Source organism: Actinoplanes sp. NPDC051343, assembly GCF_044455125.1.
In the GTDB taxonomy this organism is placed as follows: Bacteria; Actinomycetota; Actinomycetes; order Mycobacteriales; family Micromonosporaceae; genus Actinoplanes.
This window is the reverse complement of the sequence record NZ_JBITEL010000023.1, coordinates 1-24,690: the sequence shown is the minus strand read 5'-3', so window position 1 is coordinate 24,690 and position 24,690 is coordinate 1. Positions and strand designations below refer to the sequence as shown.

Here is a 24,690-nt window from a genome sequence, read left to right as displayed (position 1 = left end):
CCGGCCCGGGACGGGGCCGCGCTCCTGGCGGGGAGCGCGGCCCGCACCGGAAATCGGCACTCCCTCTGGCCGAACGAACTGCGCGTAACGTAACCTACCTTGCCTTTGGCGTCGGTCTACGAATAGGCCGGTACGAATGACCCAGGCGGGGAGAAATGACTGACAGGCCCGACGACGTCACGGAGCGGCACGATCCCGTACTGGTCCGGCCGTACGTCAAGACCGACGAGAGCGACGCTCCGTCGCCGGCCGACGAGGAAGAAACCTGGCCCGAGGACGCGGAACTCCCCGCCGCCGAGCAGCCGACCGCCGTCCAGCCGGCCATCGTCGTACCCCCGCCGCCGGAGCCGAAGAGCTACACCGTGCACTGGGCCCTGAGGCTCCTCGTGCTGGTCATCGGCGTCGCGGTCGCGCTCGCCATCGTGGCCTACTTCATCCGCGGCGCCAACTCCCGCGACGACGCCCGGCGCGGTCCCAGCGCCTCCCTGCCCGCGGTCGGCCCGGCCGTGCCGCCGGCCGGCGCCGAGCCGGCCTCGGTCAAGCCGTCCGTGTCGGCGAGCCGCACCAGCGCCAGTCCCAGCGCGTCGTCGCCGGTGCCGTCCAGCCCGGCCACCCCGTCGGCTCCACGGACGACACCGGCCACCCGGACGCCGACCCTCGCTCCCCCGCCGGCCGGCGGCCGCACCGGCCCCATCAGCGCGGCGAGCGGCCGCTGCCTGGCCCTCGGTGGCCTGCTCGGCATCGACGGCAGCCCGATCGAGACCGCCGCGTGCAGCGGCGGCACGTCGCAGAAGTTCACCCTCTCGGGCGACGGCACCCTGCGGGTGGCGAGCCGCTGCGTCGTCGCTTCGGGCGACAGCAGCGTGCGCAGCGACGGTTGCGACGGGGCCGGCGACAACGGTCAGTGGCGGGCCGGGCCCGGCGGTTCGCTGGTCAACCCGTCCAGCGGCCGCTGCCTGACCGATCCCGGCAAGTCCGGCGCCACCACCGAGGTCGCCGCGTGCACCGGCGGCGACGACCAGCGCTGGTCGCTGCCCTAGGTCAAGAACCGCAGCATGGCCGCGGTGGCGTCGTCGCGGAGTTCCCCGTTCTCGTACGAGACGACGGCGTGGATCAGATGCCGCATCATCTCCGGTGCCGACACCCCCCGGCGCAGATCGTCGAGCACGAAGTCGGTCAGCCGCTCCCGCCCGAACAGCACGCCGTCGCCGTCCCGGGACTCGATGATGCCGTCGGTGTAGAGCACCAGCGTGTCGCCGGGCATGAGCTGCTGCGACACCGACTCCGGCGGGCGCAGGCGCATGCCACCCAGCCCGAGCGGCAGCGCGTTCGGAGCCGGCAGCGGAGGCAGCGCGCGCCCCTCACGCAGGAAGAGCTCGGTCGGGTGCCCCGCGTTGACCCGCTGATAGATCCCGGTGCGGGTGTCCAGTTCGGCGAGGATCGCGGTGACGAAACTGCCCGGGTAGCGTTCGGCGATCCACTTGTCGATCGACCGGTAGGTGTCGACCAGCGACAACCCGCATCGCCGCGCGTTGCGGTACGTGTTGAGCGTCAGCGTGGTCAGCCCGCTCGCGCCGATGCCGTGCCCGACCGTGTCGAACAACGCGAGGTGCAGCACGTCGCCGTTGGCCGCGTAGTCGAAGGCGTCGCCGCCCACGTCGTAGCAGGGTTCGAGCACCGCGGCCACGACCGTGCCGTCGACGGCGAAGGTCAGCGGTGGCAGCTGGTTCCAGATGATCTCGGCCGCCAGCTGCATCGGCAGCCGTCGCCGGGTGTGCTCGACCGCGTCGCCGTAGAAGCGGCGGCTGGCGATCAGCTCGGCCAGCAGGGCCGCAATGACCTGCAGGTCGTCCTGGTCGGCCGGCGACGGCGCCGCCTTCATCCGAAGTTCGACCACGCCGAGACGCTCGGCCCCGTGCAGCAGCGGCACGAACAACCAGCCGTCGTCCCACACCTCGCGGGCGGTCCGGAACGCTGTCCCGGCCGGCGTGTCCTCCACCGCCACCGCCCGGGCCACCATCGGGTCGGTGCCGCGCAGCGGGCAGAGCGACAGCTGCCCGTAGTCGACGAGCAGCACGGTCGCCGACGAGGCGCCGAGCAGCGGGGCGGCGTCGGTCAGCACGGCAGGCAGGTCTTCGGCCCGCCCCCGATGACGCAGGTCGAGCAGCCGTCGGACGGCCTCCATCGGCACGGGCATTGGTCCATCCTCCTACCCGCGGCGGACCGCCGCACGGCGCCCTACTGCGGTTCCGCCCAGTCGAAGGTCCGCCGCACCGCGCGCTGCCAGTTGCCGTGCTCCCGGGAGCGGATCACCGGATCCATCTTGGGCAGCCACTGCGCGGCCCGATGCCAGTTCTGCCGCAGCCCCTCGAGGTCGGGCCAGTACCCGACCGCGAGCCCGGCCGCGTACGCCGCGCCGAGCGACACCGTCTCGGACGCCAGGGGCCGCACCACCGGCACGTCGAGCACGTCGGCGATGAACTGCATGAGCAGGTTGTCGGCGGTCATCCCGCCGTCCACCTTCAGCGTGGTCAGGTCGAGGCCGGAGTCGGCGTTCATCGCGTCGACCACCTCGCGGGTCTGCCAGCCGGTCGCCTCGAGCACCGCCCGGGCCAGGTGACCCTTCGTGACATAGGAGGTCAGGCCGACGATCACGCCGCGGGCCTCGGACCGCCAGTACGGGGCGTACAGGCCGGAGAACGCGGGCACGATGTAGCAGCCGCCGTTGTCGGCCACGCTGCGCGCGAGGGTCTCGATCTCGGGCGCGCTGGCGATCAGCTCCAGCTGGTCGCGGAACCACTGCACCAGCGAGCCGGTGATCGCGATCGAGCCCTCGAGCGCGTACGCGGCCGGCTCCCCCGCGATCTGGTAGGCGACCGTCGACAGCAGGCCGTGAGTCGACCGGACCAGCTCGGAACCGGTGTTGAGCAGCAGGAAGCTGCCGGTCCCGTACGTGCATTTGGCCTCGCCGGGCGTGAAGCAGGTCTGCCCGAACAGCGCCGCCTGCTGGTCGCCGAGCGCGGCCCCGATGCGTACGCCGGGGAAGGCCGAAACGGCCGACCCGAACACCCCGATCGACGGCCGCACCTCGGGCAGCATCGCCCGGGGGATGCCGAAGAACTTGAGCGCGTCGTCCGACCAGTCGAGCGTGTGCACGTCCAGCAGCATGGTGCGGCTCGCGTTGGTCACGTCGGTGACGTGCAGCCCGCCGGTCAGGTTCCAGATCAGCCAGGTCTCCATCGTGCCGAACAGAACCTCGCCGCGCTCCGCGCGCTCGCGCAGACCCGGCGTGTGGTCGAACATCCAGCTGACGCGAGGCCCCGAGAAGTACGTCGCCAGCGGTAACGCCGACCGATGCTGCACCTCGTCGGCGCCCGGCGCGTCCATCAGGCGATTGACCAGCCCGTCGGTCCGGATGTCCTGCCAGACGATGGCGTGACCGATCGGATGCCCGGTGGCCCGGTCCCACAGGACGGTGGTCTCCCGCTGGTTGGCGATGCCGACCGCGGCCACCTGGGCGGCGTCGATCCCGGCCCGCTTCAGCGCCTCCGGGCCCAGCCGCTCGACGTTGCGCCAGATCTCGGCCGCGTCGTGCTCGACCCAGCCCGGTTTCGGATAGTGCTGCTTGTGCTCCTGCTGGGCCAGGGAGACCAGCTGACCGCGCCGGTCGAACACGATGCACCGCGTCGAGGTCGTCCCCTGATCGATGGCGACGACGTAGCTTTCGGTCATGTGGGTCTCCCAGGGTTAACGCCGGGCGGCTCCGAGGTCGCGGGAGACCGCGCGGGCGGCGTCCCGGACGTAGGTGACGAGGCGTGGACGCGGTTGGTAGTGGCTGTCGCAGACGCGTTCGACGGGGCCGGAGATGCCGATCGCGCCGACCACCAGGCCGCCGTGCGCGCGGATCGGCGCGGCCAGGGCGGCCTCCCCCGGGGTGCGTTCCTCGATCTCGGCGCCCCAGCCGGTCTCGCGGACGTGGGCGAGTTCGGCGGCGAGGGCGCGGGACGTGGTTATCGTGCGGCGGGTGAACCGGTCGAACTCGCGCGGCGGGGCGACCCCGGTCGCGCGATAAGCCAGCAGAACCTTGCCCATCGCTGTCGCGTGCAGCGGAAGCAGGGAGCCGACGTCGAGAGTCTGGAAGGTGTCGTCGGGCCGGAACACGTGATGCACGACCAGCACCTGACCGTCGAGGACGGTGCCGATGCGTACGGCCTCGCCGCTGCGCGCAGCCAGCGGGTCGGCCCAGTTGATGGAGCGGGACCGCAGTTCGTTGATGTCGAGATAGCTGGTGCCGAGGCGCAGCAGGGCCGCCCCGAGCTGATAGTGGCCGGACCCCCGGTCCTGCTCGACGAACCCGACCTCTCGCAGTGTGGCCAGTATGCCGTGAGCGGTGCCCTTGGCGAGATCGAGCGATCGGGCAATGTCGCCGAGCGACAGCCGGCCCGGTCCTCCGGCCAGCAGGCGCAGGACCGCGGCGGCACGCTCGATCGACTGCACCGTTCCGGGCATGTTAAGGACTCTATGCCAGCTCATGACGCCGGTCGGTTGTCGATGTTCGACAATGCCGAACGCCGTTCATTGTTCGTGGCCGCCTCGCTACCTAGCGTCGGTTGGCATCGAGCAAGGAGGGCACATGGCAGAACGGTTCAAGATCCCGGGACTCTGGGGCGAGCTGGCCGCAGAGTTCGCCGGGACCATGATCCTCATCCTCTTCGGCGTCGGTGTCGTCGCGCAGGTCGTCGCCGGCGGTCTCGGCGACCATGACAGCATCGCCTGGGCCTGGGGCCTCGGCGTGACGCTCGGCGTCTACGTGGCCGCCCGCATCAGCGGCGCCCACCTCAACCCGGCAGTGACCATCGCCCTCGCGGTCTTCAAGGGCTTCGAATGGCGCAAGGTCCTGCCCTACTCGATCGCCCAGACGCTCGGCGCCTTCATCGCCGCCCTGCTGGTGCGCTGGAACTACACCGAAGTCCTGCACAAGGTAGACCCCGGTCTCACCATCAAGACGCAGGGTGTCTTCTCGACCCTGCCGGGCAACGGCTCGCTGCCGGTCGGCCACTGGGGCGCCTTCCGCGACCAGATCATCGGCACCGCGATTCTGCTCTTCCTGATCTTGGCGATCACCGACGCGGCCAACACCGCACCCGGCGCCAACCTCGCCCCGGTCGTCATCGGTCTGCTCGTGGTCGCGATCGGCATGGCGTGGGGCACCGACGCCGGCTACGCGATCAACCCCGCCCGTGACCTCGGACCGCGACTCGCCGAATTCTTCACCGGCTACGGCGGTGCGTTCCGAGATCAGACCGGCTATCTCTATTTCTGGATACCGATCGTCGGGCCGATCATCGGCGGTGTGGTCGGCGCCGGGCTCTACCAGGTACTCGTGGGGCGCTTCCTGCCCTCCGAAGCCCCGCAGGAGCCGGGCGAGATTCCCACGCCGAACGAGAACCTGGAGGCAACCCGTGGCTGACTTCGTCGGCGCAGTAGATCAGGGCACGACCAGCACCCGCTTCATGATCTTCGATCACGGTGGCAACGAAGTAGCCCGCCACCAGCTCGAACACGAGCAGATCCTGCCGCAGGCGGGCTGGGTCGAGCACAACCCGGTGGAGATCTGGGACCGCACGGGCACGGTCATCCGTACCGCCATGCAGAAGGCCAACCTGGGCGCGAGCGACCTCGCCGCGCTGGGCATCACCAACCAGCGCGAGACCGCGGTGGTCTGGGACCGGACCACCGGCCGGCCCTATTACAACGCGATCGTCTGGCAGGACACCCGCACCGACCGGATCGCCTCGGCACTCGACCGGGACGGCCGCGGCGACGTGATCCGGCGCAAGGCCGGCCTGCCCCCGGCTACCTACTTCTCCGGCGGCAAGATCCAGTGGATCCTGGAGAACGTCGACGGGGTCCGCGAGGCGGCCGAGCGCGGTGACGCCGTCTTCGGCAACACCGACGCCTGGCTGCTCTGGAACATGACCGGCGGGGTCGACGGCGGCAACCACATCACCGACGTGACCAACGCCAGCCGCACCATGCTGATGAACCTCGAGACCCTCGACTGGGACGACGAACTGCTCGGGTTCTTCAACATCCCCCGGTCGATGCTGCCGGAGATCCGGCCGTCGTCCGACCCCAACACGTACGGCGTCGCCCGCTGGCCGGGACCGCTCGGCGGCGAGGTCCCGCTCACCGGCGACCTCGGCGACCAGCAGGCGGCCATGTGCGGCCAGGTCTGCTTCGCGCCCGGCGAGGCCAAGAACACGTACGGCACCGGCAACTTCATGCTGCTGAACACCGGCACCGAACTGGTCCGCTCGGAGAATGGGCTGCTCACGACCGTCTGCTACAAGTTCGGCGACGCCGCCCCGGTCTATGCCCTGGAAGGCTCGATCGCGGTCACCGGCTCGGCCGTGCAGTGGCTGCGCGACCAGTTGCACATCATCAACTCGGCCGCCGAGAGCGAGGCGCTGGCGGCGAAGGTGACCGACAGCGGCGGCGTCTACTTCGTGCCGGCGTTCTCCGGCCTGTTCGCACCCTACTGGCGTTCCGACGCCCGGGGCGCGATCGTCGGCCTGTCCCGCTTCAACACCGACGCGCACATCGCGCGGGCCACCCTCGAGGCCATCTGCTACCAGAGCCGCGACGTGGTCGACGCGATGGCGCAGGACTCCGGGGTCACCCTGGACGTGCTCAAGGTGGACGGCGGCATCACGGCCAACAACCTCTGCATGCAGATCCAGGCCGACATCGTCGGCGTACCGGTGAGCCGTCCGGTGGTCGCCGAGACCACCGCCCTCGGGGCGGCCTACGCCGCCGGCCTGGCCGTCGGCTTCTGGAAGTCGACCGACGAGCTGCGGGAGAACTGGAACGAATCCCAGCGCTGGCAGCCGTCCTGGTCGAATGAACAGCGCGAAGAGGGGTACGGGCGGTGGAAGAAGGCCGTGGAACGGACCCTCGATTGGGTGGACGTGGACTGATATGACGGATCTGTCACCGGACTATCGGGAATCGGCGCTGGCCGCGCTGGCCGGCGCCGAGCTCGACGTGCTGGTGGTGGGCGGCGGTGTGGTCGGCTCGGGCAGTGCGCTCGACGCCGCCACCCGCGGCCTGTCGGTCGGCCTGGTCGAGGCGCGTGACTTCGCCTCGGGCACGTCGAGCCGCTCCAGCAAACTCATCCACGGCGGCCTGCGCTACCTCGAGATGCTCGACTTCGGCCTGGTCCGCGAGGCGCTGCGGGAACGCGGGCTGCTGCTCACCCGGCTCGCCCCGCACCTGGTCCGGCCGGTGCGGTTCCTCTACCCGCTGCAGCACCGCGCCTGGGAACGCGTCTACGCCGGCACCGGGGTCACGCTCTACGACACGATGGCGCTCGGCGGCGGCCTGCCCCGGCACCGCAACCTCACGCTCCGGGGCGCGCTGCGCGAATGCCCGGCGCTGAGGAAGGACTCGCTGGTCGGCGCGTTGCAGTACTACGACGCGCAGGTCGACGACGCCCGGCACACGATGTTTCTCGCTCGCACCGCGGCCGCCTACGGCGCCCACGTCGCTTCGCGGACCGAGGTGGTCGGCTTCCTCCGGGAGGGCGAGCGGGTCACCGGCGTACGCGTCCACGACCTCGAGCGCGACCGCACCTTCGACGTCCGCGCCCAGCAGGTGATCAACGCGACCGGCGTCTGGACCGACGACACGCAGGCTCTGGTCGGCGAGCGCGGGCAGTTCCACGTACGCGCGTCCAAGGGCATCCATTTGGTCGTGCCGCGCGACCGCATCCAGTCGAAGACCGGGCTGATCCTGCGGACCGAGAAGAGCGTGCTCTTCGTGATCCCGTGGGGCCGCCACTGGATCATCGGCACCACCGACACCGACTGGGACCTCGACAAGGCCCACCCGGCGGCCTCCTCGACCGACATCGACTACCTGCTCGACCACGTGAACTCGGTGCTGTCGACCCCGCTCTCGCGCACCGACGTGCAGGGCGTCTACGCCGGCCTGCGCCCGCTGCTCTCCGGCGAGTCCGAGTCGACGTCGCAGCTCTCCCGGGAACACACGGTCGGCAGCCCGGTGCCCGGCCTGGTCGTGGTGGCCGGCGGGAAATACACGACGTACCGGGTGATGGCCAAGGACGCGGTCGACGCGTGCGTGCACGGGCTCGGGCGGTCGGTGCCGCCGTCCTGCACCCACGACGTGCCGCTGGTCGGCGCCGACGGGTTCCCGGCCCTGTGGAACCGCCGCCGGTTGCTGGCCGCCTCGTCCGGCCTGCACGTCGCCCGGGTCGAGCACCTGCTCGGCCGCTACGGGTCCCTGGTCGAGGAGGTGCTCGACCTGGTGCGCGCTTCCCCGGAACTGGGTGCCCCGGTGGAAGGGGCCGAGGACTACCTCTGCGCGGAACTCCTGTACGCCGCGAGCCACGAGGGGGCGCGCCACCTCGAGGACGTGCTGACCCGGCGTACCAGAATCTCGATCGAGACCTTCGACCGCGGCGTCGCCGCGGCGCCGGTTGCCGCCCGGCTGATGGCCGGGGTGCTCGGATGGACCTCCGAGCAGACCGAACGCGAGGTCGAGAACTACCGCCTCCGGGTGGAGGCCGAACGCCGGTCACAGGAACAGCCGGACGACGAGACCGCCGACGCCGCCCGCCTGGGTGCGCCGGACGTGGTGCCGATCAGGGCTCCCTGAGTACCTTCGCCCAGCGGCCCCACCCTCTTGCGGGGGTGGGGCCGTTGTTCGCGCCTAGGCGGGCTCGGGCACGCCGCCCGGTTCCGGCGGCCCGGCCGGCTCGGGCTGCGTATCGGGCACCGGCTCGACCGGCGCCGGAGGTAGCGGGTCCGGGGTGTCCGGCTCCAGTTCCCCCGGGTCGTCGGGTATCGGCGCGCCGGGGTCGAGCGGTGGGTAACGGTCCGGATCGGGCTCATTCCGCACTTTCGGCATCTTTCCTCCTCCCGCACAGCATTACCGTGGACCGCCCGAATACCCCGGGTAGCCGACCGCAAAACGATCTTCCTGGTCACAACCGCTGATGCCACCATGATCGGGTGGCTACTCTCCTGGATCTGAACGGCAAGGTCATCATCGTCACCGGAAGCTCGTCCGGCATCGGGGAGGCGACGGCCCGCCTCCTGCACGCCGCGGGTGCGCTGCCGGTCCTGGCCGCCCGGCGGGCCGACCGCCTGGCCGCGCTCGGCGCTTCCCTGGACGGGGCGCTGGCCGTGCCGACCGACGTGACCGAGCCGGCCCAGCTTGCCGCGCTGGTCGACGCCACGGTCGAACGGCACGGCCGCATCGACGGGCTGGTCGTCAACGCGGGCGCCAGTTTCCACCACCGCCTGCAGGACGTGGAGCCGGACGCGTTCCGGTCGCTCCTCGACCTGAACGTGGTCAGCGTGGTCACCACGATGCAGGCGGTCCTACCCGTGATGCGCCGGCAGGGCTCGGGCCGCATCGTCGCCGTCAGCTCGGGCACGACCCGCCAGGCCATCCCCGGCGTCGGCCCGTACGCGGCGTCGAAGGCCGCGGTCAACATGCTGGCCGAGGTGGCCCGCAAGGAGTTCGCCGACGACGGCGTCGACGTCTCTCTGGTCCTGCCCTCCATCACCGCGACCGAGTTCCGCGACAGCGCGTACATGCCGGGCTCATCCTCGTTGCGGCCGGGCATGGTTCCGCACAGCCCGGCCTACGTCGGGCGCGTCATCCTCCACGCCCTGCGGACCGGCGAGCCGCGCTTCGACATCCCGCACGGCCCCGAGGACCCGCAGTATTCCGCCTAGAAGTCCTCATAGGCGAGGCGGGCGTTGTCCGCTGTGCCCCACAGTTCGGCTATGCGCCCCTCGGCGATCCGGTACATGGCGAACTCGTCGGTCTCGACCGGTGACCGGTCGCCGGCGACCCGCGCCCAGTCCCGGGCGTTGCACGCCGCGAGATGCGCCGTGTACATCTCGAGGATCTCGGCATCGTCCACGTCACCATCTCAGCACGCCGAGTGGAACAGGCCGCCGACCGGGCGGGTCCTCTGAAAGGGGCATCAGGCATGACAGACCTATTCGGGCTGGACGGTAGGACCGCGCTCGTGACCGGCGGCAACCAGGGACTCGGGAAGGCGTTCGCGACCGGCCTCGCGCAGGCTGGTGCGCGGGTGGCCATCTGCGGCCGGCGGGAAGACGCGAACCTCGCCGCGGCGGCGGAGGCGGCGGCGGCCGGGCTCGAGTTCGTACCCATCACGGCCGACATCACCGACGACCGCCAGGTCGAGGCCATGACCCAGCAGGCCCTGAACGCCTTCGACGGGCGCATCGACATCCTGGTCAACAATGCCGGTGTCTGCTACCACGCCGACTCCTTCGACGTGACCGACGAGCAGTGGGACGGGGTCTTCGACCTCAACGTGCGGGCGCTCTGGAAGACGTCACTGGCCGTCGGCGCGATCATGCGTGAGCGCCGCCAAGGTTCGATAGTCAACGTCGGCAGCATGTCGGGCATCATCGTCAATCGGCCGCAGTGGCAGCCCGCCTACAACGCGTCGAAGGCCGCCGTGCACCACCTGACCAAGTCGCTGGCCGTCGAGTGGGCGCCCTACGGCATCCGGGTCAATGCGGTGGCGCCGGGCTACGTCAGGACCGAGATGGCACCGGTGGACCGGCCGGAGTTCCGGCGGCACTGGGTGGAGGACTGCCCGCAGGAGCGGTTCGCCCGGCCGGAGGAGATCGCGCCGAGCGTCGTCTTCCTCGCGAGCGACGCCGCCTCCTTCATCACCGGCTCCATCCTGGTGGCCGACGGCGGCTACACCGCGGTCTGAATCGGTGCGGCCGGACGTGCCGGTGGGGCGGCCGCGAACGGTCGCCCTACCGGGTCTGCCGGGGCTCGTCAGCTGACGTAGAGGAGCACGTACGGACCGCCCGAGGTGCAGACCTCGCCGTCGATGAGCAGCGCGTAGCTGGAGGTCCGGACCTCTTCGAACGAGGAGCCGACCTGGGTCAGGTTGTCCCACCACTTCGACCACGAGGCGGAAGCATTGGCACCCGAATTCCCCTGGTACGAATCCCCATTGTTGTCCGAGAGATAGATGCTCCAGCCGTGATAGACGGAGGTCTCTTTGACTTTGTATCCGCTGCGAATGTTGACCTTGTGCGTCCCGACGATGTCGCTCTCGATGAACGAATAGCCGCAGTCGCCGTACACCGTGTCTTGAGCGGTATACAGGTTGACGCCGCTCTGCGGGTGCACGATCGTGCTGGGCTTCTTGCTCTTGTCGCTCGGGTTGACCGGCACCGACTGCTGGCTGCCGTCCGCGTACGTCACGATCTTGTAGCCGTGTGCGGCCGCGACCTTGGCGTCGAATCCCGTGGTGTTCATGCCGCGCTGGAGCGTGTAGGTGGCCGGGGTCGACGCGGCGGCCGGCGATCCGAGGACCGTCGCCCCGCCCGCCACGGTGGCCAGCAGCACGGCGAAAACGCCGGCCAGTTTCTTTCCTCGCATGAGTTTTCCCCCTTTTGAAATCGGCATAAGAGCACCCTCGGAATTGGCAGACCGGTTCCCGTGATGCGTCCGCCCAGGCGTCACATCAATGACATTGGTCTATACCTATTGACAGGGCCAGGTCTCCTCGGGTTCGCTCTTTGCCGGCACACTTATACACATGCCGCCGAGGGTCGTCCGTACTGCACCGACGGCCGGAAAGAAATTCGGAGTGCCACCACGGGGGAGGAAATGGCCATGAGGCCAGAGATTGACGCCGATGTCGGATTTGACACCTTTGCCACGGATGTTCGCGCGGGTCTACTGCGCCAGGCCTACCGCCTGTGCCTCGACTGGCACGAATCAGAGGATCTTGTGCAGGCCACGCTGTGGCGCATCTTCCGCCACTGGGCCGTACTGAACGATCAAGCCCATCTGCACGGCTACGCCCGCCGCACGCTCATCAATGTCTACCTGGCGTCCCGCCGGGCGGTGCGCCGTTCCTGCGAGATTCTGGTGGACGCCGTGCCGGAGTCACCGCACGCGGAGAGCCAGACCGAGGAACGGCTCGTTCTGGTCGCGGCACTCCGCCGGCTGCCGCCCAGCCAGCAGCAGATCGTCACGATGCGATACCTGGCCGACCTGAGCGTCGGGCAGACGGCCTCGGTGCTGGGCTGCACGGCCGGGAACGTGACCAGTCAGGCCACCCGCGCCCTCCGCTCGCTGCGGTCGTTCATGGACGACGGAGTCAGGCCACCTCTCGAATCATTCGGTCGAGATGGGCATGCCACGCCGGCGTCGCCACGAGCCGATCCGCCACCAGATAGCGGTTGCTGCCGACCGTGCGAACGCTGTCGTCTCGAACCGGGACGGTGAAGATCTCGATGACGAACGGCCGCGGGCGCCGGCCGATCGACCGGGTCACCTCGTCGATCACCTGCCAGGTCGCGTCCCGGTCGGCATCCCGCTCTGCTTCCGAGGTGACGGCGCTCCGGCGCCACGCCTCGGCTTCCGGCCGGCGGCGTTGTGCCACCGCCTGCAGCCCGGGTGCACCGGCCGGCTCCGGGATGCCCGCGCGGGGATCGTCCCGGACGCTCAGCAGTCGGTGCCACCAGCGCAACCACTGTGGACCCAGCCCCGAAGAACCACCGGTGCTGGGCTCGGGCAGGACATCGATGTCGAGTGGCCCCGGGACAGCGTCGTCAGCGGGGACGTCGATGCGCTCCGCCGCGCGTATCCACAGCGCCCACACCAGTGACTGGTCATCTCGGCGGACGTCGATCTTCCACGATCCGTCCAGCTCGTTGTGCACAGCGACTCCCGGCGGCTCGATCGTTTCGCCTTGTGGATCAGCTGTTGAGTGGATCAGCTGTTCAGTAGCTGGGCCCGAGCCTATACCTCAGTGCGATTCCCGGGAGACCGCGTCGCCGCTGCCGCCGACGAGGAAGTCGAGGTCGGCGCCGGTGTTGGCCTGGCCGACCGTGTCCACATAGAGCTTCTCCCAGCCCCGGGTCGGTGCGGCGAACGCCTTCACGGCCTCGGCGGCGGGTTCCCGCGCGTTCAGCTCGTCGGCCGGGATGTCGACGTCGAGGCGGCGATTGGGCACGTCGAGCACGATGATGTCCCCGGTGCGGACTTTCGCCAGCGGGCCGCCGAGCGCCGCTTCCGGGGTCACGTGCAGGACCACCGTGCCGTACGCCGTTCCGCTCATCCGCCCGTCGCAGATGCGGACCATGTCGCGGACGCCGGCTTCCAGAAGCTTGGCCGGCAGCGGCAGGTTGGAGACCTCCGGCATTCCCGGATAGCCGCGCGGCCCGCACCCCCGCAGGACCAGCACCGAGTCGGGGGTGACCGGCAACGAGGGGTCGTCCAGGCGGGCGTGCAGGTCCTCGATCGAGTCGAAGACGACGGCCGGGCCGCGGTGGGTGAGCAGGGACGGGGTCGCGGCGGCCGGTTTGATCACGGCGCCGTCGGGGGCCAGGTTGCCGTACAGGACCGCGATGCCGGCCGCCGGCTGCAAGGGTGCGGAACGCGGCCGGATCACTTCGCGGTCGTAGGCCTCGGTGCCGTCCAGGACCGAGACGAACGGCTCGCCGGTCACCGTCAGCGCGGACGGGTCGAGCAGGTCGGCCACCTCGCGCAGTACGGCGTGCAGCCCGCCCGCCCGGAACAGGTCCTCCATCAGGAACCGCCCGGCCGGCTGGAGGTCGACCAGCAGCGGCACCTCCGAGCCGACCCGGTCGAAATCGTCCTGGGTCAGCGGGATCCCGAGCCGGCCGGCGATCGCCAGCAGGTGCACGACCGCGTTGGTGGAGCCGCCGATGGCGGCCAGCGCCACGATCGCGTTCAGGAAGGAGGCCCGCGACATGACGGTGGACGGACGACGGCCTTCGGCCACCATGGAAACGGCCAGCACGCCGGTCTCGTGGGCCGACGACAGCAGGCGGCTGTCCGGCGCGGGCGTCCCGGCGATCCCGGGCAGCGTCATCCCGAGCACCTCGGCGAGCAGACCCATGGTCGAGGCGGTGCCCATGGTGTTGCAGTGCCCCCGGCTGCGGATCATCGAGGACTCCGACTTGCGGAACTCCGTCGCGCTCAGCGTGCCGGCCCGGACCTCCTCGCTCAGACGCCAGACGTCGGTGCCGCAGCCGAGCGGGACGCCCCGGAAGGTCCCGGTCAGCATCGGCCCGCCGGGCACCACCACCGCGGGCAGGTCGACCGAGGCCGCGCCCATCAGCAGGGCCGGGATCGTCTTGTCGCAGCCGCCCAGCAGCACGACGCCGTCGATCGGGTTGGCCCGGATCATCTCCTCGATGGCCATCGCGGCCATGTTGCGCCACAGCATCGCGGTCGGGCGGACCAGCGTCTCCCCCAGCGACAGCACCGGCAGGTCGAGCGGGATGCCGCCGGCCTGGTGGACGCCGTTGGCGACGCTGCGGGAGACCTCGTTGAGGTGGGCGTTGCACGGGGTCAGGTCGGACGCCGTGTTGAGGATCGCGATGTGGGGGCGGCCGTCGAAGGCGTCGGCCGGCAGCCCACGCCGCATCCATGCCCGGTGGATGTAGCCGTCGCGGTCGTCGCCGCCGTACCACTGCGCGCTGCGAGGAGCCATGCGCGCATCGTAGATCCGGAAAAGGGAGCGGGGGAAGAGGTCTTTCACTTTGCCGGAACGCCGGTCTAGCATTCGGAATCGTGACGGAGACGGCGGAGGGCGACCCCAGGCTCGTCGGCGCCGACCGCGTGCTCGCCGTCCTGGCCGAACTGGCGCGCCACTCCAACGGCATCGGCCTGGAAGACATGGCCCGCGCGATGGCCAGCCCCAAACCGACCGTCCATCGCGCTCTCGCGGCGCTCCGCCGGGCCGGCTTCGCCGCCCAGGACGGCCACGGCCGCTACCTGCTGGGCGATGAGTTCCTGCGGCTCGCTTTCGCTCACCATGAGGCACGGCCCGATCACGTACGCATCCTGCCCGTGCTCACCGCACTCTGCGACCGTTACGGAGAGACCTGCCACTACGCCGTGCTCGACGGACGGTCGGTGGTCTACCGGTCGAAGCTCGACCCGCCGGCCGGAGCGGTCCGGCTGAGCTCGGTCGTCGGCGGCCGCAACCCGGCCCACTGCACCGCGGTCGGCAAGGTGCTGCTCGCCCAGCGGCTGAAGACCGAGCAGGACGTCCGCGACTGGGTCGGCGACGAACCCCTGGCCGCCCCGACCGAGCGTTCCCTGTGCACCCCCGAACAGCTGCACGCCGAGCTGACCCGGGTGCGCGAGCGCGGCTACGGCGTCGACGACCAGGAGACCGATCCGGGCGTCAACTGCCTGGCCGTCCCGGCCTATCTGACCTCGCCGAGCATGCCCAGCGGCGCCATCAGCATCAGCTGCGTCGCCTATCGCACGCCGCTGTCCCGCCTGGTGGACGACCTGCCCGCCATCCGCGCCATCGTCACCGGATTTTCGGAGCTGTGACCCGCCACTGAAACCGTCCTCTAACAACGGAGATCTCACCGTGTATCTCATGCGCATCGGCGCCCCCGGCGCCGAAAAGCCGGTCGTACGCGTCGACGACGAGCACTACGTCGACGTCTCCGACCTGGTGCACGACTTCGACGAGCGGTTCTTCGGCCAGGGCGGCACCGGCCGTCTCGCCGAGCCGGTGGCCGAGCGGATCGCCACGGGCGACGTGCTGCCGTTCGGCGACCAGCGGATCGGCGCCCCGATCGCCCGGCCGCACCAGCTGCTCTGCATCGGCCTGAACTTCAGCGACCACGCGGCGGAGACCGGGGCCACGCCGCCGACCGAGCCGATCCTGTTCACCAAGAGCCCGAACACGCTGATCGGGCCGTTCGACGACGTCCGCATCCCGCGCGGCTCGACCAAGACCGACTGGGAGGTGGAGCTCGGCATCGTGATCGGCCGGCGGACCTCCTACCTCGACTCGGTCGCGGACGCCCGGGACGCGATCGCCGGGTTCGTGCTGGTCAACGACGTGAGCGAGCGGGAGTTCCAGATCGAGCGCGGCGGACAGTGGTCGAAGGGCAAGTCGGCCGAGACCTTCAACCCGGCCGGGCCGTGGCTGGCCACGCCGGACGAGATCCCGGACGTCAACGACCTCGACATGTGGCTCGACGTCAACGGGCAGCGGCGGCAGACCGGCAACACCAAGACGATGATCTTCGACCCGTACTTCATCGTGCACTACCTGAGCCAGTTCATGGTGCTGGAGCCGGGCGATCTGATCGACACCGGGACGCCGCCCGGGGTCGGCATGGGCATGAAGCCGCAGGTCTGGCTGCAGCCCGGCGACGTCATGGAGCTGGGAATCACCAGGCTGGGCACCGCCCGCCAGCGCGTCGTCGGGCCACGGTGACGTCGAACATGTCGGAATTCGATGGTATTCGGGCCATTGTCACCGGCGGGGCCTCCGGCATCGGGCTTGCGGCCGCCTCCCTGCTCGCTTCCCGCGGCGCGTCCGTGGTCTGCCTGGATCTGAACCCTTCCGTCGCGGCGCCGCTGACCGGGATCAAAACCGACGTCCGCGATGACGCCGCGGTGCGAGCCGCGGTCACCTCCGCGGCGGCGAGGCTGGGCGGGATCGACGTCGTGATCAACAACGCCGGGATCGGCGCGCAGGGCACGGTGGAGGACAACGACGATGCCGAGTGGGCCCGCGTCTTCGACGTGAACGTGCAGGGCATGGTGCGGGTGACCCGGGCCGCGCTGCCGCATCTGCGCGAGTCGTCGCACGCCGCGATCGTCAACACCTGCTCGATCGCGGCCACCGCCGGCCTGCCCCAGCGGGCTCTCTACTCGGCGACCAAGGGCGCGGTGCTCTCGCTGACCCTGGCCATGGCGGCCGACCATCTGCCGGAGGGTATCCGGGTCAACTGCGTCAACCCGGGTACGGCCGACACGCCCTGGGTCGGACGCCTGCTGTCCAAGGCCGCCGACCCGGCCGCCGAACGGGCCGCCCTCGAGGCGCGCCAGCCGAGCGGGCGCCTGATCAGCGCCGACGAGGTGGCCGGCGCGATCGTCTACCTCGCGAGCCCGCTGTCGTCCGGCACCACCGGCACGGCGCTGGCCGTGGACGGTGGGATGCATGGCCTGCGGCTCCGCAAAGAGTGACGACTGACTCGAAATCGGCCCGCCGGCGTTCCCGGCGGGCCGATTCGCTCTCGGAGCGCAGTCTTTCGTGTACTTAAGGTGAATTTAATCTTCCGGGGCTTCTGCACGAAGGACAGGACTTTGAGTACTACGCACGCGCGCACTTGAGATGTCCTGGAATCCGACAAGAATCACCTCATGACGTACGGCAAGAAGGACCTGCCATACCCTTACAGCCAGGACTTTTCCGGCATCGTTTCCCGTGTGAAGGGTGTCCGGGAGTCGACCCGGGCCGCCCTGGTCAACTCGCTCAAGGTCGCGTCCTACCTCAAGGCGGGCGCCAACCTGGTCGAGCGGCACCTCGGCACGCCCCTCGAACCGACATGCGCGGGTGACGGACGCAAGGAGTTCTGGTCGGGGCTGCACTTCCTGTCGGAGCGTGCGCTGTCCCGCGAAGTGGCCGAGCTCGAGCCGCCGTTCCTGCGCCAGCGCGGCACCGGGCCGTACCGGTCGACCTGGGCCAGTCACGACGACTACCTCAACGACCTGCTCTCCTTCCTCTTCCACGCCATGAACTACGACCCGCAGTACGGCGCCGGCATCGAGACCCGCGGCGACTGGCTCATCACCGGCGACAGCTTCGTCGACGCCGTCGAACGCGCCACCTACTACGAGTTGATGGCGATCTGCCGGATGCCGCTGTTCCGCCTCCAGCTGGTGGTCGTCGCGACCGCCGACCGCAACGACGGCATCCACGAGTCGATCGCCAATCAGTACGCGGGCGCCCTCGAACCGTGGAGCAAGATCTACGAGGCCTTCATGGCGGCCCGTGGTTACCGGCTCCGCGAGGGCATCACGATCCAGGAGTTCACCAACATCTTCGCCGCGCTCACCGAGGGCTTCGCCATTCGCCACCTCGGCGACCCCAATGCCGGGGTGGCCGGCGACGACCCGTCCGGGAACCTGCTCGGCAAGGCCGTGCTCGGCATTCTGCGCGGCTACCTGGTCCCCATCGACTCCCCCGACAAGCAGACCCTCCACGAGGTCTTCGAAAATCCGCCGTTTGACGGGCGCAACCCATGACCAGCATCGCCGAGCACCCGGCCGTCCCGGCACCCATCAAGGCACCGTCCTGGTGGGACCGGCAGGGCGACCTGATCATGCGGCGGCCGTTCAACGAGTGGACCTTCACTCACATGAACTGGCTGATGCCGACCGAGCGGGTGTCCCGTGGCCCCGGGCACCACCGGCCGCTCCCGCGCGACCCCCAGCCGCTCAACCTGACCTACTGGTTCGACGGCCGCGACCACAGCCTCACCGAACTGCACCGCCGCACTTTCACCACCGCGTTCGTCGTCGCACACCAGGGCGCGATCGTCCACGAGTACTACCCCGGCGCGTTCGCCGGGCCCCGCACCCGCATGCAGCTGTTCTCGGTCTCCAAGTCGGTCACGTCGATGCTCGTCGGCATCGCGCTGGCCGCCGGCCAGATCGGCAGCGTCAAAGACCACGTCACCGACTACCGGCCCGAGTTCGCCGGCACGGCCTACGCGTCGACCACCCTCGAAGAACTGCTCACGATGACCAGCGGCGTCGGCGGCCTCGAGACGTGGGACGTGACCGACAGCGGCATCAAGCGCTTCGAGCAGGCGGTGATGGGCGGCGGCGACGTCGCCGAGGTGATCAAGGCGGCCCCGCGCACGGCCGAACCCGGCGAGCGCTTCAACTACTCGACCTTCGACGCCCAGGTGCTCGGCTGGGTGCTCGAGGCGGCGACCGGCCAGTCCCTCGCGACGTACCTGTCCGACCGCCTGTGGCGGCACCTCGGCGCCGACCGCGACGCCTTCTACTGGCTCACCCGCGCCCGGCCCCGCACCGCGATCGGAGCCGGCTCGTTCAACGCGACCGCGCGCGACCTCGTCCGGCTCGGCCTGCTCATGGCCCACGACGGCGTGGTCGGCGACCGTCAGATCGTCCCCCGCGACTGGGTGCGCCGCAGCCGCGGCAGCGATCTCGCCCAGCTGGCGGTGGGCGCGCTCGGCCCGAGCGGTTACGACCACTACGGGTACGCCAACCAGTGGTGGACACTCGGCAGTGCCTGTTTCGACGCATTCACCGGGGTCGGTGTGCACGGGCAATATCTGTTCGTCGACCCGGCCGCCGATGTCGTCATCGTCAAGTGCAGTGCGTGGCCGACCCAGGACGATCCCGCCCGCGATCTGGAGACCATCAACGCTCTCCGGCGGATCGCCGACCATTTCGCCTGCACTCGCTGATTCGCTTCCCCTTTGATTTACGGCAATTCCCGCCGGGCTTCACCGTGCCCGGAAAACGCACCGAAAGGAATCGTTGATGTCGCACGCCTTCCGGCGGAAAGCTACCGCCTTCCTGGCAGTAGCCGTCCTCACCACCGCCGGGCTCTCCGTCGCTGGCTCGCCCGCGAACGCGGCCACGACCCCGGGCACCGTCCAGTCCTCGGCCACGGCGACCCTGCCGCCCGAGCTCGCACCGCTCGCCACCGGGAAGCGCATCACCTACTACACGACCTCCGTCAGCGGCTCCACGATCACGGCAACCGGCCTGATCATGACCCCGAAGAGCGGCCGGACCGGCAAGACCGTGGTCTGGGCCCACGGCACCACCGGCCTGGCCGACCAGTGCGCACCCTCGACCAACTACAACGTCTTCTGGCCGGAAGCCCGGGCCGCGGTGGCGGCGCTGCTCGGCAAGGGCTTCACGGTCGCCGCACCCGACTACCCCGGGCTCGGCACGGCACAGTCCCACCCGTACCTGATCGGCGGCAGCGAAGGCCGCGCGATCATCGACAGCGTCAAGGCGGCACGCAACCTCGACTCCTCGCTCGGCCCGCAGTACGCGATCGACGGCCACTCCCAGGGCGGCCAGGGCGCGCTGTTCGCCGGCGAGCTGGCACCCTCGTACGACGGGAACCTGACGCTGAAAGGCGTCTCCGCCATCGCCCCGGTCTCCAACGCCGACCTGTTCGCGCCGCTCATCCCCGGCACACCCGGCCAGGGTTACCTGGTGATGGCGCTGTACGGCCTGCAGGCGGTCGACACCACGTTCAGCGCGAGCAGCCCGCTCGCCAACCCGGCCAAACTCCGCACCCCGGTGCTGGCGGCCGGCTGCCTCGAGCAGATCCTCTCGATGTACCAGTCGCTGACCCCCTCGCAACTCCTGGTCGGCGGCGCACTCTCCGACACCCTCGTCAACGAACTGGTGCACTTCGCCAACCCGGCCCAGCAGCCGTCGAGCGCACCGATCCTTCTCATCCAGGGCACCGAGGACGAGGCCGTGCCCTACTTCATCACTGCCGAGGCTTTGCTGCCCGAGTTGCAGCAGTACGCACAGCCCGTGCAGTTCGTCCCTGTTCAAGGGGCCGACCACGACGGCGCGGTCACGGCGACGACCAGCCTCGTGGCGGACTGGATCGCGGCCCGATTCAGCTGAATTCGGCCCCCACCGCCGGCGCTGCTTCTCGCGTGCTCGACCCCCCACGCGAGACGTACGCCGCCGGCCGGCAGTGGCCCGGCCACCGGGAACGGGAAGCCCCGGCGGCCGGGCCCGCTGTCTGTCGTCGAACTAGTGCGGACTCACCTTTACGGTCGCGTCGAACCAGGCGGCCTCGCGCAAGGTGGCCAGCAGGCGTTGCTGCTGGGCCGGGACCTGGCGATCGATGAAGAGCACACCGTCGAGATGGTCGGTCTCGTGCTGGATGCACCGGGACAGCAGGCCGTCGCCGACCACCTGCACCGGGTCGCCGTGCTGGGTGAAACCCTTGGCCACGACGTTGAGCCGGCGCTTGGTGTCGAGGTAGATGCCGGGGATCGACAGGCAGCCCTCGGGGCCACCCTGCTCCTCGTCGTCGGGGAAGTCGAGCACCGGGTTGACCAGGTGGTCGACGCCGCCGTCGACCAGCTGGGGCGCGATCACGAAGACGCGCCGGCCCACCCCGAGCTGGGGTGCGGCCAGGCCGGCGCCGCCCCGGTCGGCCAGGGTCTCGCGGAGGTCGGCCACCAGCGTGCGCAGCTCGGCGTCGAAGTCGGTCACCTCGGTGGCCGGCTGCCGCAGCACCGGGTCACCGACGAGCCGGATCGGAATGACAGTCACCACCGAATCCTACGGTCATCTCACATCCCCCGTTGCCTCACGTCGTCGCGCCGCGCGCCGATCGGAGCAGCTGATGACGGCGACGGGAGCGACGATGCACGAGCCGGGGATCCGGGCGCGGCGGCCATGGGCCGACCCCGTGCTGGTCGCGATGGCCGCCGTCACGGTGGCCGCCCTCCCCTGGTTCTGGTTCGCCCGGTCGTCCAGCGCGGTCGTCTCGTCGTGGCTCCTCCAGGTCGGACTCGACTTTCTGACCGCGACCTTCGCCGTACGGCTGAGCCGCGCGACCGCCGGGTCGCGGCATGCCCGACGGTTCTGGCGGGCCGTGACCCTGGCCGGCGCGAGCTGCACGATCGGCGACGGCTATCAGACGGTACGGACCATCCTGAACCCGCACGAGACGAACACCAGCGTCATCCAGACCGCGTTCGTGGTGCTGGGCATGTCGGCGGTCGTGTTGACGATGCTCGCCCACCCGCTCGGCGGCACCGGCCGGCAACGCCTGCGGCTCTGGCTCGACGCGGCGACCGTGCTCACCGGGATCGCGGTGTTCCTCTGGTACTTCTCGCTCGCGCCGGTGCTCACCGGCGAGCGCCCCCAGCGGTACGCCGGTGCGGCGACCTGCGCGGTCATGCTGCTCATCGCGTTCGCCCTGATCAAGCTGGTGATGAGCGGCTCGGCGCCGTTCAGCCGGGCCCCGGCCGTGCTCGGCTGCATCGGGGTGGCCGGCACGGCCGTCGGCTCGACGCTGGTGACGATGCTGACGGGTTCCGACGACCCCCGGCTGATGTTCTTCATCCAGCTGGTGCCGTGCGTGCTGACCACCGGGAGCCTGCGCCTGCAGGAGGTGCTCACGGTGTCCGCCCCGACGTCGCCCTCCGCCCCTCGGCGGTCGAGCCGGCTCCCCTACCTGGCCGTGGTCGTCACCCAGGTGCTGCTCGTGGTGGTGCTGCTCAACCTGCACGCCGACATGCGCGTGTGGGGTGTCGCGGCCGGCACGCTGGCGATCACGATCCTCGTGGTGGGCCGTCAGCTGGCCGCGTTCCACGACAACGAGCGCCTGCTGATCGAACGCGACAACCAGCGCGAATGGTTCCGCTCCCTGGTACAGCACTCGTCGGACGTCACGCTGGTCGTCGGCGCGGACGGCCGGGTCCGGTACGCGAGCCCGGCCGGCTCACGGGTCCTCGGCGTCGACCCTTCGGAAATCGTCGGCACACTGTTGGGTGCGCACGCGCTGGTCGAGGACCGGCCGCTGCTCGACGAGCTGTTCGCCCGCCTGGCCGCGACGCCGGGCGTGGACGCGAACGCCCAGCTGCGCATGCGGCACAACGACGGCACCCTGCGCTGGCTAGACATCGTCGGCGCCGACCTGAGCGACAACCCGAGCGTCGACGGCATCGTGCTGAACGCCCGCGACATCACGGAAGCCCGGGCCTTGCACGACGAGCTGCGCCACCAGGCCACCCACGACGGCCTGACCGGCCTGGGCAACCGCACCCTGCTCGACCAGAAACTGCGCGGCACCGCCCCGGAGCAGACGCTGGGCATCCTGCTGGTCGACCTGGACGGCTTCAAACCGATCAACGACGAGCGAGGCCACCACGCCGGCGACCAGGTGCTGATCGCGGTCGCCCACCGCCTGGCCGCCCTGGCCGGCGCAACCGGCAGCGCCATCCGCCTGGGCGGCGACGAGTTCGCGGTGCTGCTGCCAGGCGCAACCCTGCCCGCCGCCGAGTCCCTGGCCAGCCTGATCACCGAAGCCCTGGCCGAGCCGATCCCCCTACCCGGCAGCCCGGTCCAGGTAGGCGCAAGCGTAGGCGCAGCCTCAGGCCACGCCACCGACGCCGAACAGCTCCTACGAGCAGCCGACGCCGCAATGTACCGAGCCAAAGCCGACCGCCGAACCCACGCCAACGCTCGCTGAAGCCCCCTCGCGCCACTCGATCGGCATTGTTCGGTCAGGGCGGTCAAGGGCGAGGCGGTCTTGCGGCTCACCCGTTCGCACACGACCCAGGACTCCGGCTACGGGCGCGGGCGCGGGTGCACGGCTTGCGTGACGCCAGAGAAGCACCACCATCAACCTGCTCGGTTTCCCCTGAAGGACCTGGGCGTTCGTCGGTCGAGGCCGAGTGACGCGGCGACCGCTTCGAGACGCTACTGGGTGGTCGTCTGAGTTCTGTCGACGCGGCAACCGCTCCGGACCAGTTTGGGATCGCCTACTCGAACCGACCGGCGCATCGGCTGCACTGGAACGGCAGCCGGGTCTGTGTCCCATTTCATCGAGCTTGATTCGGGGACACGGCCGGTGAGCTGCGAAGAGAGCAGATTGAGTGAGACGGCGTTGGTGCTCGTGTCTTGGTGAAGGTGGTCCGCGGGCCATGATCTGGTGCGGTGTCTCGCTGGAGTTGCTCCGTTGAGTCAGGTCAGCGCGGTTTCCCAGGGCTGCAGCGGTGGGTCGGCGTGGCGAGTTCGGTGCGGTGGCGGATGACGTAGTCACGGACTGTCGAGTAGGACACGGTCACGTCGTGCTCGTCGATGAGCCGTTCCCAGATTCGTTGGCGCTGTGCCGTTGGCGGGACGGAACCTGGAGGTCTTGGCCGATGATGGCGTCGACGAAGTCGCGGGTGTCGTCGTGCAGCGTCCGTGGGCGCGGAGGCCGCCGTTTGCGGGGTGGTGGCTGAGCCGAGGCGAGGGCTTGGGTGGACGGTTCGCCGGTGCACCCGGTGGCGGGAGGCGAGTCCAGGACGCCGACCCGCCGGAGGGCGTGTCAGATGGTTTGTGTACGTGATCAACCTTTGAGTTGAGGAGTACACACGTGACCATGACTGATGATCCACGTTCATCCGGGCCGTCGGCGGGTGAGGTGTCGGCGGCACGGCAGACGGTCAACGAGATGATCTCGGCTGGTTTGCTGGATGACTTGATGGGCCGGGTCGACGCGGGTGATCTCGCGTTGACCGGTGAGGGTGGCGTGCTCCCCGAGCTTGTCAAAGCCGTTCTCGAGCGGGGTCTGGCGGCCGAGCTTTCCGGGCATCTGGGCTATGAGAAAGGCGACCCGGCCGGGCGGGGCAGCCCGAATTCGCGCAACGGGCACAGTGCGAAAACGGTGGCGACCGAGGTCGGTGACGTGCCTCTTGCGGTGCCACGGGACCGGGCCGGCTCGTTCGAGCCGCGGCTGGTCCCGAAAGGGGCCCGCCGGACCGGCGGCCTGGACGAGATGATCATCTCGTTGTATGCGGGCGGGATGACGATCCGCGACATCGGCCACCACCTGGCCCGAACGCTCGGCACCGAGTTGTCACACGACACGATCTCGAAGATCACCGACGCGGTCCTGGACGAGGTCAAAGCGTGGCAGGCCCGCCCGCTGGAAGAGATCTACCCGATCATGTACTTGGACGCGCTGGTCGTGAAGGTCCGCGACGGGCACACGGTGAAGAACCGGGCCGCGCATATCGCCGTCGGCGTCGATCTCGACGGCGTCAAACACGTCCTCGGGATCTGGGT

The 24,690-nt window shown here is 70.0% G+C and carries 23 protein-coding genes and 1 pseudogene; 15 read left to right on the top strand and 9 right to left on the bottom strand.

Features of this window, described 5'->3' with window-relative positions; genetic code table 11:
* Positions 1 to 155: 155 nt before the first annotated feature.
* A complete protein-coding gene (locus ACIA5C_RS45290) occupies positions 156 to 1,040 on the top strand; it encodes a ricin-type beta-trefoil lectin domain protein (RefSeq protein ID WP_396066874.1) in 885 nt (294 codons plus the stop codon).
* Here the strand turns inward: ACIA5C_RS45290 and ACIA5C_RS45285 are convergent.
* Genes ACIA5C_RS45285 through ACIA5C_RS45275 form a run of 3 tightly spaced genes read right to left on the bottom strand, consistent with a single transcriptional unit; the run spans position 1,037 to position 4,509 of the window.
* Positions 1,037 to 2,197 (bottom strand): PP2C family protein-serine/threonine phosphatase, encoded by a 1,161-nt coding sequence (locus tag ACIA5C_RS45285; protein ID WP_396066872.1) that lies wholly within the window; start codon positions 2,195 to 2,197, stop codon positions 1,037 to 1,039. The two genes, ACIA5C_RS45290 and ACIA5C_RS45285, sit on opposite strands and share 4 nt — an antisense overlap.
* A gap of 41 nt (positions 2,198 to 2,238) precedes the next feature.
* Positions 2,239 to 3,732 (bottom strand): glycerol kinase GlpK, encoded by a 1,494-nt coding sequence (gene glpK, locus ACIA5C_RS45280; protein ID WP_396066870.1) that lies wholly within the window; start codon positions 3,730 to 3,732, stop codon positions 2,239 to 2,241.
* Between the two features lie 15 nt (positions 3,733 to 3,747).
* Positions 3,748 to 4,509, bottom strand: coding sequence for an IclR family transcriptional regulator (locus ACIA5C_RS45275; RefSeq protein WP_396066868.1), 762 nt, complete (start codon positions 4,507 to 4,509; stop codon positions 3,748 to 3,750).
* Between the two features lie 124 nt (positions 4,510 to 4,633).
* On the opposite strand from ACIA5C_RS45275, the gene ACIA5C_RS45270 reads away from it, so the two are divergent.
* The 3 genes from ACIA5C_RS45270 to ACIA5C_RS45260 are packed head-to-tail and all read left to right on the top strand — an operon-like array spanning position 4,634 to position 8,679.
* Positions 4,634 to 5,470 carry an MIP/aquaporin family protein gene (locus tag ACIA5C_RS45270; RefSeq protein ID WP_396066866.1) on the top strand — a complete coding sequence of 279 codons (837 nt, stop codon included), beginning with the start codon at positions 4,634 to 4,636 and terminating at the stop codon, positions 5,468 to 5,470.
* The gene (gene glpK, locus ACIA5C_RS45265) at positions 5,463 to 6,980 is read left to right on the top strand and encodes a glycerol kinase GlpK (RefSeq protein WP_396066864.1); all 1,518 of its coding nucleotides are present in this window, start codon (positions 5,463 to 5,465) and stop codon (positions 6,978 to 6,980) included. The genes ACIA5C_RS45270 and glpK (ACIA5C_RS45265) overlap by 8 nt, the downstream gene beginning before the upstream one ends.
* Before the next feature lies 1 nt (position 6,981).
* Positions 6,982 to 8,679, top strand: a complete 1,698-nt coding sequence (locus tag ACIA5C_RS45260; protein ID WP_396066862.1) for a glycerol-3-phosphate dehydrogenase/oxidase — start codon at positions 6,982 to 6,984, stop codon at positions 8,677 to 8,679.
* Between the two features lie 54 nt (positions 8,680 to 8,733).
* On the opposite strand, the gene ACIA5C_RS45255 is transcribed toward ACIA5C_RS45260, so the two are convergent.
* Complete coding sequence (locus tag ACIA5C_RS45255) at positions 8,734 to 8,931, bottom strand: hypothetical protein (protein WP_396066860.1); 198 nt, start codon at positions 8,929 to 8,931, stop codon at positions 8,734 to 8,736.
* A gap of 104 nt (positions 8,932 to 9,035) precedes the next feature.
* On the opposite strand from ACIA5C_RS45255, the gene ACIA5C_RS45250 reads away from it, so the two are divergent.
* Positions 9,036 to 9,767 carry an SDR family NAD(P)-dependent oxidoreductase gene (locus ACIA5C_RS45250; RefSeq protein WP_396066858.1) on the top strand — a complete coding sequence of 244 codons (732 nt, stop codon included), beginning with the start codon at positions 9,036 to 9,038 and terminating at the stop codon, positions 9,765 to 9,767.
* On the opposite strand, the gene ACIA5C_RS45245 is transcribed toward ACIA5C_RS45250, so the two are convergent.
* Entirely contained in the window at positions 9,764 to 9,958 is a 195-nt protein-coding gene (locus ACIA5C_RS45245; RefSeq protein ID WP_396066856.1) for a hypothetical protein, read from the bottom strand. The genes ACIA5C_RS45250 and ACIA5C_RS45245 overlap by 4 nt on opposite strands.
* A gap of 69 nt (positions 9,959 to 10,027) precedes the next feature.
* On the opposite strand from ACIA5C_RS45245, the gene ACIA5C_RS45240 reads away from it, so the two are divergent.
* Positions 10,028 to 10,792: an SDR family NAD(P)-dependent oxidoreductase gene (locus ACIA5C_RS45240; RefSeq protein WP_396066853.1), complete on the top strand. Its 765-nt coding sequence runs from the start codon at positions 10,028 to 10,030 to the stop codon at positions 10,790 to 10,792.
* Between the two features lie 68 nt (positions 10,793 to 10,860).
* On the opposite strand, the gene ACIA5C_RS45235 is transcribed toward ACIA5C_RS45240, so the two are convergent.
* Positions 10,861 to 11,472, bottom strand: coding sequence for a hypothetical protein (locus ACIA5C_RS45235; protein ID WP_396066851.1), 612 nt, complete (start codon positions 11,470 to 11,472; stop codon positions 10,861 to 10,863).
* A gap of 63 nt (positions 11,473 to 11,535) precedes the next feature.
* On the opposite strand from ACIA5C_RS45235, the pseudogene ACIA5C_RS45230 reads away from it, so the two are divergent.
* Positions 11,536 to 12,174: pseudogene (locus ACIA5C_RS45230) on the top strand (sigma-70 family RNA polymerase sigma factor); the annotation flags it as partial.
* Positions 12,175 to 12,199: 25 nt separating this feature from the next.
* Here ACIA5C_RS45230 and ACIA5C_RS45225 read toward each other — a convergent pair.
* Both ACIA5C_RS45225 and ACIA5C_RS45220 read right to left on the bottom strand, forming a co-directional pair.
* Positions 12,200 to 12,763 (bottom strand): hypothetical protein, encoded by a 564-nt coding sequence (locus ACIA5C_RS45225; protein ID WP_396066849.1) that lies wholly within the window; start codon positions 12,761 to 12,763, stop codon positions 12,200 to 12,202.
* A gap of 87 nt (positions 12,764 to 12,850) precedes the next feature.
* The gene (locus ACIA5C_RS45220) at positions 12,851 to 14,563 is read right to left on the bottom strand and encodes an IlvD/Edd family dehydratase (protein ID WP_396066847.1); all 1,713 of its coding nucleotides are present in this window, start codon (positions 14,561 to 14,563) and stop codon (positions 12,851 to 12,853) included.
* Between the two features lie 80 nt (positions 14,564 to 14,643).
* Here ACIA5C_RS45220 and ACIA5C_RS45215 point away from each other — a divergent pair, with 80 nt between their 5' ends.
* The 6 genes from ACIA5C_RS45215 to ACIA5C_RS45190 all read left to right on the top strand — a co-directional run bounded on the left by ACIA5C_RS45215 (position 14,644) and on the right by ACIA5C_RS45190 (position 20,520).
* Positions 14,644 to 15,417, top strand: coding sequence for an IclR family transcriptional regulator (locus ACIA5C_RS45215; protein ID WP_396066845.1), 774 nt, complete (start codon positions 14,644 to 14,646; stop codon positions 15,415 to 15,417).
* Positions 15,418 to 15,466: 49 nt separating this feature from the next.
* A complete protein-coding gene (locus ACIA5C_RS45210; RefSeq protein WP_396066843.1) occupies positions 15,467 to 16,318 on the top strand; it encodes a fumarylacetoacetate hydrolase family protein in 852 nt (283 codons plus the stop codon).
* Positions 16,319 to 16,326: 8 nt separating this feature from the next.
* Positions 16,327 to 17,073, top strand: coding sequence for an SDR family NAD(P)-dependent oxidoreductase (locus ACIA5C_RS45205; protein WP_396066841.1), 747 nt, complete (start codon positions 16,327 to 16,329; stop codon positions 17,071 to 17,073).
* Positions 17,074 to 17,250: 177 nt separating this feature from the next.
* Entirely contained in the window at positions 17,251 to 18,135 is an 885-nt protein-coding gene (locus ACIA5C_RS45200) for a hypothetical protein (RefSeq protein WP_396066839.1), read from the top strand.
* Positions 18,132 to 19,328, top strand: coding sequence for a serine hydrolase domain-containing protein (locus ACIA5C_RS45195; protein ID WP_396066837.1), 1,197 nt, complete (start codon positions 18,132 to 18,134; stop codon positions 19,326 to 19,328). The genes ACIA5C_RS45200 and ACIA5C_RS45195 overlap by 4 nt, the downstream gene beginning before the upstream one ends.
* 76 nt (positions 19,329 to 19,404) lie before the next feature.
* On the top strand, positions 19,405 to 20,520 hold the full coding sequence (locus ACIA5C_RS45190; protein WP_396066835.1) for an alpha/beta hydrolase family protein: 1,116 nt from the start codon (positions 19,405 to 19,407) through the stop codon (positions 20,518 to 20,520).
* A 132-nt stretch (positions 20,521 to 20,652) separates the two neighbouring features.
* Here the strand turns inward: ACIA5C_RS45190 and def are convergent, their stop codons facing one another.
* On the bottom strand, positions 20,653 to 21,180 hold the full coding sequence (gene def / locus ACIA5C_RS45185) for a peptide deformylase (protein WP_396066833.1): 528 nt from the start codon (positions 21,178 to 21,180) through the stop codon (positions 20,653 to 20,655).
* A gap of 73 nt (positions 21,181 to 21,253) precedes the next feature.
* On the opposite strand from def, the gene ACIA5C_RS45180 reads away from it, so the two are divergent.
* A complete protein-coding gene (locus ACIA5C_RS45180; protein ID WP_396066831.1) occupies positions 21,254 to 23,107 on the top strand; it encodes a diguanylate cyclase domain-containing protein in 1,854 nt (617 codons plus the stop codon).
* 897 nt (positions 23,108 to 24,004) lie between these two features.
* Positions 24,005 to 24,690, top strand: a 686-nt coding sequence (locus ACIA5C_RS45175) for an IS256 family transposase (RefSeq protein WP_396066829.1), incomplete at its 3' end; no start/stop codon positions are given.